We start from the raw sequence: 14,290 nt of genomic DNA, 5'->3' as shown, positions 1-14,290 counted from the left end.
CGCGGGGCGCGAGGTCCTTGATGGTGGGAGCGTAGCGCTCCATGAACCGCTCACCGTCGACGTTGCGGAGGATGCCGCCCTCGCCGCGGACGCCCTCGGTGATGAGGATGCCCAGGCCCGCGAGGCCCGTCGGATGGAACTGGTGGAACTCCATGTCCTCCAGGGGCAGGCCCTTGCGGAAGACGATGCCCATGCCGTCACCGGTGAGGGTGTGGGCGTTGGAGGTGGTCTTGTACATGCGGCCCGAGCCGCCGGTGGCGAAGATGATCGCCTTGGCGTGGAAGACGTGCAGCTCGCCGGTGGCCAGCTCGTAGGCCACGGCGCCGGTGGCGACGGGACCGTCCTCGGTCTCGGTGAGCGCGATGTCGAGCACGTAGAACTCGTTGAAGAACTCCACGTCGTGCTTGACGCAGTTCTGGTACAGCGTCTGCAGGATCATGTGGCCGGTGCGGTCCGCGGCGTAACAGGCGCGGCGCACGGGCGCCTTGCCGTGATCGCGGGTGTGACCGCCGAAGCGGCGCTGGTCGATCTTGCCCTCGGGGGTGCGGTTGAAGGGCAGGCCCATCTTCTCCAGATCGAGCACCGCGTCGATGGCCTCCTTGGCCATGATCTCCGCGGCGTCCTGGTCGACGATGTAGTCGCCGCCCTTGACCGTGTCGAAGGTGTGCCACTCCCAGTTGTCTTCCTCGACGTTCGCCAGGGAGGCGCACATGCCGCCCTGGGCGGCACCGGTGTGGGAGCGAGTGGGGTAGAGCTTGGTGAGCACCGCGGTGCGGGCGCGAGGGCCGGCCTCGATGGCCGCGCGCATACCGGCGCCGCCGGCGCCGATGATCACCACGTCGTAACGATGTTCCTGCATGATGCGGGTGAGTCCTTCCTGGCGCTACTGCGCGGTGGGCACGGAGGCCGGTTCGAACGTGAGCAGCGCGTACGAGCCGAGGCCGACCACGAGGATCATCGACAGGACGAGCAGTGCCTTGAGCCAGAACCGAGTGCGGTCCTTGCGGGCGTAGTCATCGATGATCACGCGCAGGCCGTTGCCGCCGTGCAGCTGCGCGAGCCACAGCATGGTGATGTCCCAGATCTGCCAGAACGGGCTGGCCCAGCGCTGGGCGACGAAGGCGGCGTTGATGCGGTGCACGCCCTCGCTGTCGAGCGCCAGCATGATGAAGACGTGGCCGAACACCAGCACCAGCAGCGCGATGCCCGAGAAGCGCATGAACAGCCACGCGTACTTCTCGAAGTTGCCGCCGGTGGGACGGTGCGGGGAGCGGGGGTTGTCGAGCGAAGCCGGGCGGTCGTACTGCTTGAGCAGCGTCTTCGCGAGCTTGGGCTCGTTCGCGGTGGTCATGTATCGGCCCCCTAGTTCGTGAACATGATGTAGAGGAGACGGGCCGCCATGCCGGCGCCGGTGATCAGGAAGACCACCCACACCGCGATCGACATGGCCTTCTGGTACTGCACGCCCTTGCTCCAGAAGTCCACCAGGATCACGCGGACGCCGTTGAGGGCGTGGAACAGGATGGCCATGACGAGGCCGATCTCGAGCAGACCGATGAGCGGCGTCTTGTACGTCTTGATGACGGCGTCGTAGGCCTCGGGATCGATGCGGATGACCGCCGTGTCGAGGACGTGGACGAACAGGAAGAAGAAGATGGTGACGCCGCTGATGCGGTGCAGCACCCAGTTCAACATTCCCGGGTCGCCCTTGTAGAGGGAGACGCGGCGCGGCTCCTTCGCCGCCACCACCTCAGTAGTACTGCTCATCGAGCCCTGCCTTCGACATCATCGTTGATGGACGCGGCGGGAATCGGCACCTCGGGCAGCTCGTCAGCCCGGACGGCGCCTCAATCCCGACGTGTACCTGAACCCACGCCTTGACCTTAAACCCACGGGAATGTGGAATCGAAACCACGGTCCCGATCCGTTGGGGCCGAATAGAATTAGTTAGGTTTGCCTGACATAAATTGATTCATCGTCAACAGTGTTTCGGAAGGGTGTGGTCCACGGTGCCGGAGATCGACTGGGAGACGTTGCGGCGCACCGCCGTCGAAGCCATGGGACGGGCCTACGCACCCTATTCCCACTATCCCGTGGGGGCCGCGGCTATCACCACCGACGGCCGGCTGGTGTCGGGTTGCAATGTGGAGAATGTCTCATACGGGCTCGGACTCTGCGCGGAGTGCGGACTCGTGAGTGCGCTTCACAATTCCGGCGGCGGCCGACTGCTCGCCTTCAGCTGTACCAACGCCAACGGCGACATCCTCATGCCGTGCGGCCGGTGCCGGCAACTGCTCTACGAACACGGCGGGGGAGAGCTTCTCGTCGATCACCGCTCCGGCCCCGTGCCGCTGAGCCGCCTGCTGCCCGATGCCTTCGGGCCCGACGATCTGGAAGAGGTCAACCGATGAGTTCCGATTCGACCGAGGTGTTCGACGCGGTATCCGTGATCGCCGCGAAGCGCGACGGGAAGGCCCTCACGGACGGCCAGATCGACTGGATCATCGATCGGTTCACCACCGGCGAGGTGGCGGACTACCAGATGTCGGCGCTCGCGATGGCGATCTTCCTCAACGGCATGGACCGCCGCGAGATCGCGCGCTGGACCGCGGCCATGATCGCCAGCGGTGAGCGCATGGACTTCTCCGGCCTGCGCCGCGACGGCGCGCCGCTGGCCACCACCGACAAGCACTCCACCGGCGGCGTGGGCGACAAGATCACCCTCCCGCTCACCCCGCTCGTCGCCTCCTACGGCGTCGCCGTTCCCCAGCTCTCCGGCCGCGGGCTCGGCCACACCGGCGGCACCCTCGACAAGCTGGAGGCCATCCCCGGCTGGCGCGCCGACCTCACCAACGAGCAGATGTTCGACCAGTTGGAGAAGGTGGGCGGCGTGATCTGCGCGGCCGGCTCCGGACTCGCGCCCGCCGATAAGAAGCTCTACGCACTGCGCGATGTGACCTCCACCGTGGAAGCCATCCCGCTGATCGCCAGCTCGATCATGAGCAAGAAGATCGCCGAGGGCACCGCGTCGCTGGTGCTCGATGTGAAGGTGGGCAAGGGTGCCTTCATGAAGACCCGCGAGCAGGCGCGCGAGCTCGCCGAGACCATGGTCGCGCTCGGCCACGACTCCGGCGTGGACACCGTCGCGCTGCTCACCGACATGTCCACCCCGCTCGGCCGCAGCGCCGGCAACGGCCTCGAGGTGGCCGAGTCGCTCGAGGTGCTGGCCGGGGGCGGACCGTCGGACGTGGTGGAGCTGACGCTGGCGCTCGCGAAGGAGATGCTCGCCCTCGCGGGCGTCGACGCCGACCCCGCCGAGCACCTCGCCAACGGGAAGGCCATGGACAGCTGGCGGGCGATGATCGCTGCGCAGGGCGGTGATCCCGATGCGCCGCTGCCCGTCGCGAAGCACACCCGCACCGTGGCCGCGCCGGCCTCCGGCGTGCTCACCGAGCTCGACGCGATGGGCGTCGGCATCGCGGCCTGGCGGCTCGGCGCCGGCCGGGAGCGGCAGGGCGAGCCCGTGCAGGCCGGGGCCGGCGTCACCTGGCATGCGAGCGTCGGCGACACCGTCACCGAGGGCGAGCCCCTGTTCACCCTGCACACCGACACCCCGGAGAAGTTCGACGGTGCGGTCGCCGCGCTCGACGGGGCCGCCGTCATCGGCGGGACCGCGAGCCCGCGGGGTTCGCTCGTGCTCGACCGGGTGACCGTCTAGGGATTCATGACGCGGACGGGCGTGCCCGCCAGGAAGGCGCGCACGTCCTCCGCGGCATCGCCGTAGAAGACCCGGTACTGCTGCTCGGTGACGTAGCCGATGTGCCCGGTGAGCACCGAATTCGGCAGCTCGCGCAGCGGATCGCCGGCGGGCAGGGGCTCGGCGTCGAAGACGTCCAGTGCGAGCCGGATGTCGCCGCGGCGGGCCGCTGCCGCCGCGGCGGCCGTGTCGAGCACGCCCGCCCGGGAGGTGTTGACCAGCAGCGCTCCCGGCCGCATCCGCGCGATGTCCTCGGCACCGACGATGCCGCGCGATCGCTCGGAGAGCACGTAGTGGATCGAGAGCACGTCGGCGCGCGCGAACAGCTCCTGCTTGCTCACCGCGGTCGCACCGGCCTCCGCGGCGCGCGCCGGGTCCAAGTTCGACGACCAGGCCAGCACCTCCATGCCGAAGGCCGCGCCCACCCGGGCCACACGCCGCCCGAGGTTGCCCAGCCCGACCAGGCCGAGCACCGCACCGTCGAGCTCGGTGCCGACGGTGCTCTGCCACCGTCCGGCCCGGATGTTGCCGTCCTCCTCCGGTACGTGCCGCAGCGCGGCGAGGATCAGCGCCCAGGTGTGCTCGGCCGCGGCGGCGGGACGGTACCCGGTGTGGCACACGGTGATCCCCGCCTCGGAGGCCGCTGCGAGATCGATCGCGGCGTTGCGCCGCCCGGTGGAGACCAGGAGCCTCAGATCGGGCAGCGCGCGCAGCACCTCCGCCGGGAACCGGGTGCGCTCGCGCATCGCCACCACCGCGCCGAACCCGGCGAGCTGTGCCGGCACATCGGTGAGCGGTTCGGTGAAGACGGTGACGTCGAGCCCGGAGAAATCGCCGTACCGCAGGGCCACGCCCTGGAAATCGTCGAGGATCGCGATGCGCATGTCCGTCACGCTAGCCGCCCGAGGGTAGTGCTGACACCACCCCGGATCGGGGCCCGCGCTCCCGTGTGCGGGGCTCGACGCCGCCCTAACGTCTCGGGCATGATCGAAACCGCCATGACCCCCACCGGCCCGTACCCGCCCGAAACACCCCGGCGTTCCGCGCTGTTCGCGCCGCTGCGGACCCCGAGTGAACTGCTGGGCTCGTCGGCCTCGTGGCGCGGGCTGGCGTACCTGATCTGCTCGCTGGCCATCGGCTGGGTGCTCTTCCTCCTGTACGTGGTGATCGTGCTGCTGCCGCTCGCACCGGTGTGGTCGTACTACACCGCGAAGCTGGAGCGATGGCGCGTGACGCTGATGCAGGCGGCGCCGATCGCCGACCCGCACCCGCCGCTCGACGGTTCGGTCACCGCGCGCGCCGGACACCGGCTCGGCGAGGCCGCGACCTGGCGCGAGGTGGTCTACGGGCTCATCCTGGCCGCCTTCGGACCGCTGATCTCGCTCGGCGTGATGGTCTACGGCGCCCTCGTCGGCGGATTGATCCTGGCGCCCTGGCTCGCGGAGACCGAGCAGTACAACGTCTTCGGTTGGACCATCGACAACCAGCTCAGCGCCCTCGCCCTGTGCGCGGTGGGGATCGCGCTCGGCGCCGTCGGCGTGTACGTCGCCTACGCGGTATCGGCCGTGAACGTGGCCCTCGCGCAGGCGCTGTTGAGCCCGCGCGAGGAGGAGCTGCGGCGGCTCGTCGCGCGGCTGCAGGCCTCGCGGGGCGTACTGGTGAACTCCTTCGAGGGGGAGCGGCGCCGCATCGAGCGCGACCTGCACGACGGCCCCCAGCAGGACCTCGTGAGCCTGTCGATGCAGCTGGGGATGCTGCAGCAGTCCGTGGAGGACGAGGCCGTGCGCGGCGAGGTGGCCCAGGCCCAGGCCCGCCTGGAACGCGCGATGGCCGGCCTGCGCGACACCGTCCGCGGCGTGCACCCGCAGGTGCTCGACGATGCCGGGGTCGAGGCCGCCTGCGCCGAGCTGGGTGGCCCGCTGCGCGTGGAGGTCATCGCCGGTGAGGGCTGGCCGCAGGGCCGGCGCCTGCCCACCGAGGTCGAGCGCGCCATGTACTACACGGCCAGTGAGGCCGTCACGAACGCGATCAAGCACGGCGGCGCGACCGCGGTGCGTATCGTCTTCACCGGTGAACCGCCCGCGATGACGGTGACCGACGACGGCTCCGGCGGCGCGGATGTGGCCGCGGGCACCGGGCTCGCAGGGCTGGTGGAGCGCGCCGAGTCGATGGGCGCCACCCTCACCGTCCTGAGCCCCGTGGGCGGCCCCACCACGCTGCACTGGTCCCTGCCCTGATCCGCTGCCGCTAGCCTGCAGGGCATGCGCATCGTGGTGGCCGAGGATTCCGTGCTGCTGGCCGAGGGGCTGCAACGCATCATCGAGCGGGCCGGTCACGAGGTGATCGGCCTGCTCGGCGACGCCGATGCGCTCCGGGCGGTGGACACCGGCACCGTCGACCTGGTGGTGACGGACGTGCGGATGCCGCCCGGCCACGGCGACGACGGCCTGCGCGCCGCACTGGAGCTGCGCTCCGCCCGCACCGAGCTTCCGGTGCTGGTGCTCTCGCAGTACGTGGCCGCCGCGTACGCCCGCCGCCTGCTGGACACCGGTGGCGCCGTGGGGTACCTGCTCAAGGAGCGAGTGGGCCGGGTCGGCGACTTCGTGCGCGCGCTGGACACCGTGGCCGCGGGTGGCGTGGTGGTCGATCCCGAGGTGGTGCAGAAGATGTTCACCACCACCGTGCTCGACCGCCTCACTCCGCGCGAGGGCGAGGTGCTCGGCCTGATGGCCGAGGGGCGCAGCAACGCCGAGATCGGCGCCGCCCTCGTGGTGTCCGATGCTGCGGTGGCCAAACACGTGGCGAACATCTTCGCCAAGCTCGACCTGCCCCCGGAGGAGGGGAACCGGCGGGTCCGGGCCATCCTCACCTACCTCGCGGAGCGCTAGCCGGGTAGCGTTGCGGCATGGCTAATCCGGTCGGACCCACCCCCATCGATCTGTCCTCCCTGCGCCGCGCGCCCAAGGTGCTGCTGCACGACCACCTGGACGGCGGGCTGCGGCCGCGCACCGTCCTGGAGCTGGCCGAGGAGACGGGCTACCAGAACCTCCCGGCGAGCACCGAACCCGAGCTGGCCACCTGGTTCCGTGAGGCGGCCGACTCCGGCTCGCTGGTGAAGTACCTCGAGACCTTCGAGCACACCGTCGGCGTGATGCAGACGCCGGAGGCGCTCGCCCGCGTGGCCCGCGAATGCGCGGAGGACCTCGCCGAGGACGGTGTGGTCTACGCCGAGGTGCGGTTCGCGCCCGAACAGCACACCGAGCGCGGCCTCTCCCTCGACGAGGTGATGGAGGCGGTGCTGTCCGGCTTCGCGCAGGGCGAGGCCGCCGCCCGCGAGGCCGGCCGGCCCATCGTGGTGCGCTGCCTGGTGACCGCGATGCGGCACGCCGCCCGCTCCCGGGAGATCGCCGAGCTCACCGTGCGCTGGCGCGACCGCGGCGCCGTGGGCTTCGACATCGCCGGTGCCGAGGCGGGCTTCCCGCCCAGCCGGCACCTCGACGCCTTCGAGTACATGCGGGATCACTCGGCGCCGTTCACCATTCACGCCGGTGAGGCCTTCGGTCTGCCGTCGATCCACGAGGCGTTGGCCTTCTGCGGCTGCGACCGGCTGGGACACGGCGTGCGGATCGTGGACGACATCACGCTCCCCGCGGGCGTCGGCCCCGATTCCAAGGACTTCTCCGGCGCCGAACTGGGCCTGGTGGCCGCGCGGGTGCGCGACGCCCGCATCCCGCTGGAGCTGTGCCCCAGCTCCAACGTGCAGACGGCGGCCGTCGCCTCGCTCGAACAGCATCCGTTCAACCTGCTGGCGCAGTTGCGATTCCGGGTGACCGTGAACACCGACAACCGGCTGATGAGCGACACCTCGATGAGCCGCGAGATGCTCAAGCTGGTGCAGACCTTCGGCTACGGCTGGTCGGACCTGCAGCGGTTCACCATCAACGCGATGAAGTCGGCCTTCCTGCCCTTCGACGAGCGGTTGGCCATCATCGACGATGTGATCAAGCCCGGCTACGCCGTGCTGATCGGCTAGCCGCTACTTCTTGGTGAGGCGGTCCTCGAGATCGTGCTCGAGGGCCCGCCACGCCTCCGCCTCGTTGTCGAACGGGCCCGACGGGGCCAGGCGCCGCGGCTGCGGATCCAGCGCGTAGGAGACGAAGAATCCGAGCGGGGTGGTGGGGCGCAGCGCGTCCCGCACCGAATCGTCGTCCGCGAAGTCGGCGGAATCGAGCAGCAGCTCGACCGCGAGGTCCAGCTGGTCGCGGTCGATGCGCCGCGGACCGTCGGCGATGTCCTCGCCGATGCCGGGCAGCACGTAGACGTTCTCGTCGAGCACGTCCACCTCCAGCGAACCGTCGGTGGCGGCCACCTGCACCTCGTCGAAGGTCGACACGGCCGACAGGTCGCTGTCCGCATCGTCCGCGAGGTAGCGGGCGAGCGCACCGGGAGAGTCGAAGACGTAGATCTTGCCCTTGCGGCCCAAGAAGATCGGGCTGTCGTCGAGGTAGCAGCGCAGCGTGTAGTACTCGCCGTCCGAGGTGATGATCTTGATCGGGTCGATCCCCACCTGGCCCCAGAACGAGTCGTCCTCCTCGAACTCCTCGTCGTCCTCGTCCTCGCCGTCGGCTTCGGCCTCGTCGGCCTCCGCCTCGTCGTCGAGATCGGTGTCCAGCTCGTCGTCGAGGGTGTCGAGGTCGTCGTCCTCGAGCTCGGCGTTGTCGGCGGCGAGGGCGGCGGCCTTCTCGGCGGCCACGGCCAGCTCCTGCTCCGCGGTATCGGTCGCCGAGGCGGCGACCTTCGGGGCGCTCACCACGGTCTCGATGGCATCGACCACGTCGTCCCACTTGCGGCTGATGATCTGGCCCACCTTGTGCCACATCTCAGCGCCCTCGCGGCCCTCGAAGTTGCGGGTGCCGATCCGGACGGTGCCCAGCACGGGGTTGCCGTTGAAGAACTTGGTGACATCGATCAGCTCGCACACCTCGCCGATGAGGCCCACGATCTCCAGGGTGTCCTCGAGCTCCGCGATCACCTCGGGAGTCGGCTCCTCGGCGGCCAGCTCGGGCACCGAGATCAGGTCGAAGCTGCGGTCCTCGCGGGGGAGGAAGGCCTCCGCGGGAAGCGTGGTGAGGGCCTCCCACGCCGGGTGATCATCGAGGTCGTTGGCCGCGCCGCTGCGGGCGAAGGCCACCAGCTCGGCCACGGAGGAGAAGCCGTACAGATCCTCGTCGAGACCGAGGAAGGCCTCCCATTCGTCCTCGCCGTCCCGCCAGCGGGGAGCCCACAGGGTGTACACCGGGCCGTCGGTGAGGCCGAGTTCGATCGGGACGATGTCAGACGCCATGGCGCCCACACTAGTGCACCGCACCGTCAGCCGGTGGGCCGCCAGAAGCCATGGAATCCCTGGCCGATGTTGTCGGTGCGGATCGAGGAGAGCTGCACCGGGTCTCCCGCCTCCACCATCATGCCGTTGCCCACCACCATGGCGACGTGGCCGTCCCACACCGCCAGATCTCCCGGCTGCAGATTCGATGCGCTGACCTGGGAGCCCACCACCTGGTCCACCGCGATCCGCGGCAGTTCGAGGCCCGCCTGCCGGTAGGCCCACTGGGTGAGGCCGCTGCAGTCCAATCCGACGCCCGGGGCGGTCCCGCCCCACGCATACGGGACTCCGATCTGCGTGAGCGCCGCCTGGACCGCCGCGGCGGCCTTCGCGTTCGGTGCCTTCACCACCGAGCCGTCGGGCAGCCGGATCGACACCCCGCCCTTCGCGTCGGTGGTGGTGGCGCTCCCCTTCGTGCTCTTCGCGCTGGTCGCCTGCGCCTTCGACCCGCTCGTGCCCCGGCCGGAGCCGCCCGACGATCCCGTGAGCGCGGCCGGCAGCGTGCTCAACCCGCCGCCCCCGGACGAACCGCCACCGCCGGTGCTCGCGCCGCCGCCGGGCGAGGCGGTGGCGGCAGGGGCGGTCCCGGTGGCCGAGGCCGGCGTGGTGGCCGCACCACCACCGTCGACGGTGCCGGGTGCGGTGGGCGTGCTGGATGCGAGTTCGTTGACCTTGCCGGTCTCGCCGTCGAGCTCGCCGCGCACCCGCTTGAGCACGTCGAGCGCCTGCTGCAGATGATCGGCGGCCAGCGTGAGCACGGCGATGAGCCCGGTGGGATTCGCCAGCGACGGATTCGCCGCCTCGGCCTGCTGGACGAAGGAGTCGAGGATCCGCTGGAGATCGGCCTGGCCGGTGCGCACCTTCTCGGCGGCCACCGTGACCGACTCCTTGAGCGCCCCGGTGTGCTGCGACAGGTCACCGGCCGAGATGCCCCCGGTGCCGATGGTGCGCTGCGCGGCGCCGGCGTCCACGCCCGTCCACGCCTGTCCCACCGAGACGTTCGTGGTGCGGGTCTGAGCGCTGATGCGGTCCAGCTCCGTCTGGATCGCCGTGATCGCCGCATCGACCCCGGCGGTGGTCAGATCACCCGTGCCGAAGGCGTCGAGGAGGGAACGCAGGGGCGCCGCGAGCGCCTGCACGATCCCGTTCACACCGCGTCGCCGATCACGCCGAGCAGCGATGCGGTCCCGCCGGCCTCGGTGGCCGCCGCCGAGGCCACCGTCTGCGCCGCACCCGCCGCGGCGGAGGCGTAGAACGCGGCCAACCGCGCCAACTCGGTATCGGTGGCCGCGACCGCGCCCAGCAGGCCGGCCAGGTAATCGCCGCCCACCACGCCGAACACCGGGGTGAGTGCGGCCCCCGTCGCCGCGCCCGCGCCAGTCACCGCGGTCACCGCCGTGGCGAGCGAGCCCAGCGCGCCGCCGGCGCTCACCACCGACGGCAGATCCATCTGGAATTCCTCCATGCCCGTACCCCCTCATCAATTGGACGGTCCAGATGCCCGCGGGGTTCCCGATACGCTTGCCCCATGCAGATCACCGTGGTCGACCACCCCCTGGCCGCCGTCCGGCTCACCGCCCTCCGCGCGGTCTCCACCGACAACGCGTCGTTCCGGGCCGCCCTCAAGGAACTCACGCAGATGCTGGTCTACGAGGCCATGCGCGATGCGGCCGTGGTCGCCGAGCCCGTGACCACCCCGCTGGAGGTGACCGACGGTGCGCGGCTCGCCGCACCCCCGCTGCTGGTACCGGTGCTGCGCGCCGGGCTCGGCATGGTGGACCAGGCGCACGCGATGCTGCCGGAATCGCAGGTGGGCTTCGTCGGGATGGGGCGCAACGAGGAGACGCACGTCCCCGAGCCCTACTTCCAGTCGCTGCCCGCCGACCTGGCCGGGCGCCCGGTGTTCGTGCTCGACCCGATGCTCGCCACCGGCGGCTCGATGGTGGAGACGCTGGGACTGCTCGCGCAGCGCGGCGCCACCGATGTGACCGCGGTGTGCGTGGTCGCGGCGCCCGAGGGCGTGCAGGCGCTCGCCGATTGCGGCCACCCGGTGCGGCTGGTGACGGCCGCCGTGGACCGCGGGCTCAACGAGAACGCGTACATCGTGCCGGGTCTCGGCGATGCGGGCGATCGCCAGTTCGGCCCCCGCTGGACCTGATGTCTCAGCCGGCCCAGAATCCGGTGGCCGGCTCGGTGAATTCGCCCGTGGCGGTGGAGATCACCAGCCCTTGCGGGGTGATGTTGATGGTGGCGTCCGGTGCGCGTGCCACCCAGCCGGGCCCGGCGGGCAGCACACCGTCGATGCGGGTGCCCACGCCGGTGTCGGAGCGCCAGCCCGCGTAGTACAGCGCATCGCCGCGGGCGCACACCACCGCCTGCGAGGTGGCGGTGAGCACGATCATCCGGGCGGGATCGGCATCCGCGCACCGGGCCGGTGTGCCGATGAATCCCTGCCGGTCGGTGCCCGGGACCGTGGGTGCGGGCGGCTCGGGGGTCGGCACGGCCGGGCTCGTCGACGCGGTCGACGGTGCCGCCTGCACGGCGGAGGACGACGACGGTGCCGCGGTCGGCGCGCTGTCCTCCCGACCGTTGACGAAGGCCGTCGCACCCGCGGCGGCGGCCACCACGATCAGCACGCCGACCACCACGGCCACCGCGATCACCCGGGTGCGGCCGGAGTCGGAACCGCGCGGCCCGCTCACGCGAGCTCCGCCCAGCCGCGCACGGTCTCCGTGACGGCGGACAGCCGCGCCCGCGCACCGTCGACCGCGGCATCGACCCGGTCGTCCGACACCGGCTCGACCACTTCCAGGTAGAACTTGGCCTTCGGCTCGGTTCCCGAGGGCCGCACGGTGACTCGCACCCCGTCGCCGCGGAAGACCAGGGCGTCGGTGGCCGGACGGGCCTGCTGCAGGTCCTCGCAGACGACCGGGGTTCCGGCCACCTCGGTGGGGGGATCGGCGCGCAGCCGGGCCATGATCGCGGCGATCCGCGAGACGTCCTCCACGCGCAGCGAGTACTGGCTGGTGAGGTACACGCCGTGCCGGCGGTACAGATCGTGCAGGGCGTCGAGCAGCCCGCGGCCGGCCGCCTTGAGCGACGCCGCGTAGGAGGCGGCGACCACGGCCGCCGAGATGCCGTCCTTATCGCGCACCGCGGCCGGGTCCACGCACAGGCCCAACGCTTCCTCGTACGCGAAGACCAGACCGGACCCGGCGCGAACCAGGTTCTTGAAGCCCGTCAGGGTGCGGGCGTACCGCGCTCCGTGGCTCTCCGCGATCGCGCCGAGCAGTTCGGAACTCACGATGGTCGTGGCCACCAGCGCATCCGACGGTGCGCCGGGCAGCGGCGAGGCGAGCAGGTGATCGCCGAGCAGCGAACCGGATTCATCGCCGGTGAGCATCCGCCAGCCGTCGGGGCCGCGCACGCCGAGGGCGCACCGGTCGGCGTCCGGGTCGAGCGCGACCGCGAGGTCGGCCTCCACCCGTTCCGCCAGCGCCAGCAGCAGGTCGGCCGCGCCCGGCTCCTCGGGATTGGGGAAGGTGACCGTGGGGAACTCGCCGTCCGGGACGAACTGCTCCTCGACCACGTGCACATCGTCGAAACCGCTGCGCCGCAGCGCCTCCACCGCGACCGCGCCGCCCACCCCGTGCATCGGCGTGAGTGCGATCCGCAGCGGCGCCGCCGGTGCGCCGGTGAGCGAGGCGACCCGGTCCAGGTACGCGGCGATCACCTCGGTGGCGCGCGGATCCTGCGGCACCGCAGCGCGTTCGATCGAGGATGCGCCGGGCGCACCGTCGATCAGCTTCTCGATCTCCGCATCCGCGGGTGCCACCAGCTGGGCGCCGCCGTCGAGGTACACCTTGTAGCCGTTGTCGGCGGGCGGATTGTGCGAGGCCGTGATCTGCACGCCCGCGACGGCGCCGAGCGCCTTGGTGGCGAACGAGACCCACGGCGTGGGACCGGGTTCGGGCAGCGCGACCACGGCGAAGCCCTGCGCCGCGAGCACCTCGGTGGCCGCCGCGAAGAAGGCCTCACTGCCGCGCCGGGCGTCCCGGCCCACCACCACGGTGCCGCCGCCCAGGCACTTGCCCTTGAGCCATTCGCCGAGTGCCCAGGTGGTCCGGGTGACCACCGCGACGTTCATCCCCGATGGTCCGCCGCGCACCGGCCCGCGCAGCCCGGCGGTGCCGAAGGTGAGCGGCGCGGCGAAGCGCTCCGCGAGCTCCTCGGCGCCGAGCGCCTCCAGCTCGGCACGGGTCTGCGGATCGGGGTCGGCGGCGATCCAGGCCAGTGCCTGCGGCGTGCTCACCTACATCGCCTCGATCACGTCGGCGAGCAGGCCACCCATGCGTGCCGCCGCCTCGCGGCCCGCCTCCAGTACTTCCTCGTGGTTGAGCGGTTCGCCCGTGATCCCCGCCGCCAGGTTGGTCACCAGCGAGATGCCCAGCACGGCCGCATCGGCCGCGCGGGCGGCGATCGTCTCGTGCACCGTCGACATCCCCACCAGATCGGCGCCCAGCGTGCGCAGCATCCGGATCTCGGCGGGCGTCTCGTAGTGCGGGCCGGGCAGACCCGCGTACACGCCCTCCTTCAGCGTCGGATCGACCGTGCGCGTCAACGCCCGCAGCGCGGGGGAGTAGGCGTCCACCAGGTTCACGAACTCCGCGCCGACGAGCGGCGAGCGGGCGGTGAGGTTCAGGTGGTCCTCGATGAGCACGGGCTCGCCGACGAACATGCCCTCGCGCAGACCGCCCGCGGCGTTGGTGAGGATCACCGTGGTCGCTCCGGCCGCGCAGGCCGTGCGCACCGGGTGCACCACGCGGGACAGGTCGTGGCCCTCGTAGGCGTGGGTGCGGCCCAGCAGCACCAGCACTCGCTTACCGCCCACGGCCAGCGCGATCGCGGTGCCCTTGTGACCGGCGGCGCTGGGCGGTGCGAAGTGGGGGAGATCCGCCATCGGGACGGACCCGATCGCGGTGCCGCGCGCCGTCAACGCCTCCGCCGCGGGCGCCCAGCCGGAGCCGAGCACCACCGCCACATCGAAGGGTTCACCGCCCGTGGCGGCGGTGAGCGCCGCGGCCGCTTCGCGGGCCGCAGCGGAGGGATCGTCGATGCCGGAGTCGCGTGCCGAGTGCAGTTGCGCCATG

The 14,290-nt window shown here is 71.4% G+C and carries 15 protein-coding genes and 1 pseudogene; 6 read left to right on the top strand and 10 right to left on the bottom strand.

The window, feature by feature from the left end:
• The 3 genes and pseudogenes from ABD108_RS03150 to sdhC form a co-directional block, all read right to left on the bottom strand.
• Positions 1 to 808 (bottom strand): annotated as a pseudogene (locus tag ABD108_RS03150) (FAD-binding protein); the annotation flags it as partial.
• Positions 809 to 883: 75 nt separating this feature from the next.
• Positions 884 to 1,351 (bottom strand): succinate dehydrogenase hydrophobic membrane anchor subunit, encoded by a 468-nt coding sequence (locus tag ABD108_RS03145; RefSeq protein WP_220656341.1) that lies wholly within the window; start codon positions 1,349 to 1,351, stop codon positions 884 to 886.
• An 11-nt stretch (positions 1,352 to 1,362) separates the two neighbouring features.
• Complete coding sequence (gene sdhC / locus ABD108_RS03140) at positions 1,363 to 1,767, bottom strand: succinate dehydrogenase, cytochrome b556 subunit (RefSeq protein ID WP_220656340.1); 405 nt, start codon at positions 1,765 to 1,767, stop codon at positions 1,363 to 1,365.
• Positions 1,768 to 2,009: 242 nt separating this feature from the next.
• Here sdhC and ABD108_RS03135 point away from each other — a divergent pair, with 242 nt between their 5' ends.
• Positions 2,010 to 2,411, top strand: a complete 402-nt coding sequence (locus ABD108_RS03135; RefSeq protein ID WP_305110000.1) for a cytidine deaminase — start codon at positions 2,010 to 2,012, stop codon at positions 2,409 to 2,411.
• Positions 2,408 to 3,718, top strand: a complete 1,311-nt coding sequence (locus ABD108_RS03130) for a thymidine phosphorylase (RefSeq protein WP_343929266.1) — start codon at positions 2,408 to 2,410, stop codon at positions 3,716 to 3,718. The genes ABD108_RS03135 and ABD108_RS03130 overlap by 4 nt, the downstream gene beginning before the upstream one ends.
• On the opposite strand, the gene ABD108_RS03125 is transcribed toward ABD108_RS03130, so the two are convergent.
• A complete protein-coding gene (locus tag ABD108_RS03125; protein WP_343929264.1) occupies positions 3,715 to 4,641 on the bottom strand; it encodes a D-2-hydroxyacid dehydrogenase family protein in 927 nt (308 codons plus the stop codon). The two genes, ABD108_RS03130 and ABD108_RS03125, sit on opposite strands and share 4 nt — an antisense overlap.
• Positions 4,642 to 4,740: 99 nt before the next feature.
• Here ABD108_RS03125 and ABD108_RS03120 point away from each other — a divergent pair, with 99 nt between their 5' ends.
• Genes ABD108_RS03120 through ABD108_RS03110 form a run of 3 tightly spaced genes read left to right on the top strand, consistent with a single transcriptional unit; the run spans position 4,741 to position 7,790 of the window.
• Entirely contained in the window at positions 4,741 to 5,994 is a 1,254-nt protein-coding gene (locus ABD108_RS03120; protein WP_343929262.1) for a sensor histidine kinase, read from the top strand.
• 24 nt (positions 5,995 to 6,018) lie between these two features.
• Positions 6,019 to 6,645, top strand: coding sequence for a response regulator transcription factor (locus ABD108_RS03115; protein ID WP_220656335.1), 627 nt, complete (start codon positions 6,019 to 6,021; stop codon positions 6,643 to 6,645).
• A 17-nt stretch (positions 6,646 to 6,662) separates the two neighbouring features.
• Positions 6,663 to 7,790 carry an adenosine deaminase gene (locus ABD108_RS03110; protein ID WP_220656334.1) on the top strand — a complete coding sequence of 376 codons (1,128 nt, stop codon included), beginning with the start codon at positions 6,663 to 6,665 and terminating at the stop codon, positions 7,788 to 7,790.
• A 3-nt stretch (positions 7,791 to 7,793) separates the two neighbouring features.
• Here the strand turns inward: ABD108_RS03110 and ABD108_RS03105 are convergent, their stop codons facing one another.
• The 3 genes from ABD108_RS03105 to ABD108_RS03095 are packed head-to-tail and all read right to left on the bottom strand — an operon-like array spanning position 7,794 to position 10,605.
• Complete coding sequence (locus tag ABD108_RS03105; protein ID WP_343929260.1) at positions 7,794 to 9,101, bottom strand: primosomal protein; 1,308 nt, start codon at positions 9,099 to 9,101, stop codon at positions 7,794 to 7,796.
• 26 nt (positions 9,102 to 9,127) lie between these two features.
• Positions 9,128 to 10,291, bottom strand: a complete 1,164-nt coding sequence (locus tag ABD108_RS03100) for a C40 family peptidase (RefSeq protein ID WP_343929258.1) — start codon at positions 10,289 to 10,291, stop codon at positions 9,128 to 9,130.
• Entirely contained in the window at positions 10,288 to 10,605 is a 318-nt protein-coding gene (locus tag ABD108_RS03095; protein ID WP_343929256.1) for a hypothetical protein, read from the bottom strand. Before ABD108_RS03095 ends, ABD108_RS03100 begins: the two co-directional genes overlap by 4 nt.
• Positions 10,606 to 10,668: 63 nt before the next feature.
• Here ABD108_RS03095 and upp point away from each other — a divergent pair, with 63 nt between their 5' ends.
• Positions 10,669 to 11,298, top strand: coding sequence for a uracil phosphoribosyltransferase (upp, locus tag ABD108_RS03090; protein ID WP_220656330.1), 630 nt, complete (start codon positions 10,669 to 10,671; stop codon positions 11,296 to 11,298).
• 4 nt (positions 11,299 to 11,302) lie between these two features.
• On the opposite strand, the gene ABD108_RS03085 is transcribed toward upp, so the two are convergent.
• Genes ABD108_RS03085 through ABD108_RS03075 form a run of 3 tightly spaced genes read right to left on the bottom strand, consistent with a single transcriptional unit; the run spans position 11,303 to position 14,289 of the window.
• Positions 11,303 to 11,842, bottom strand: coding sequence for a hypothetical protein (locus ABD108_RS03085; RefSeq protein WP_220656329.1), 540 nt, complete (start codon positions 11,840 to 11,842; stop codon positions 11,303 to 11,305).
• Complete coding sequence (locus tag ABD108_RS03080) at positions 11,839 to 13,452, bottom strand: phospho-sugar mutase (RefSeq protein WP_343929254.1); 1,614 nt, start codon at positions 13,450 to 13,452, stop codon at positions 11,839 to 11,841. The genes ABD108_RS03085 and ABD108_RS03080 overlap by 4 nt, the downstream gene beginning before the upstream one ends.
• Positions 13,453 to 14,289 carry a purine-nucleoside phosphorylase gene (locus ABD108_RS03075; protein WP_343929252.1) on the bottom strand — a complete coding sequence of 279 codons (837 nt, stop codon included), beginning with the start codon at positions 14,287 to 14,289 and terminating at the stop codon, positions 13,453 to 13,455.
• Position 14,290 lies beyond the last annotated feature (1 nt).

The organism is Tsukamurella strandjordii (assembly GCF_039525985.1).
GTDB lineage: Bacteria > Actinomycetota > Actinomycetes > Mycobacteriales > Mycobacteriaceae > Tsukamurella > Tsukamurella strandjordii.
This window is presented reverse-complemented; position numbering and strand designations above follow the sequence as displayed.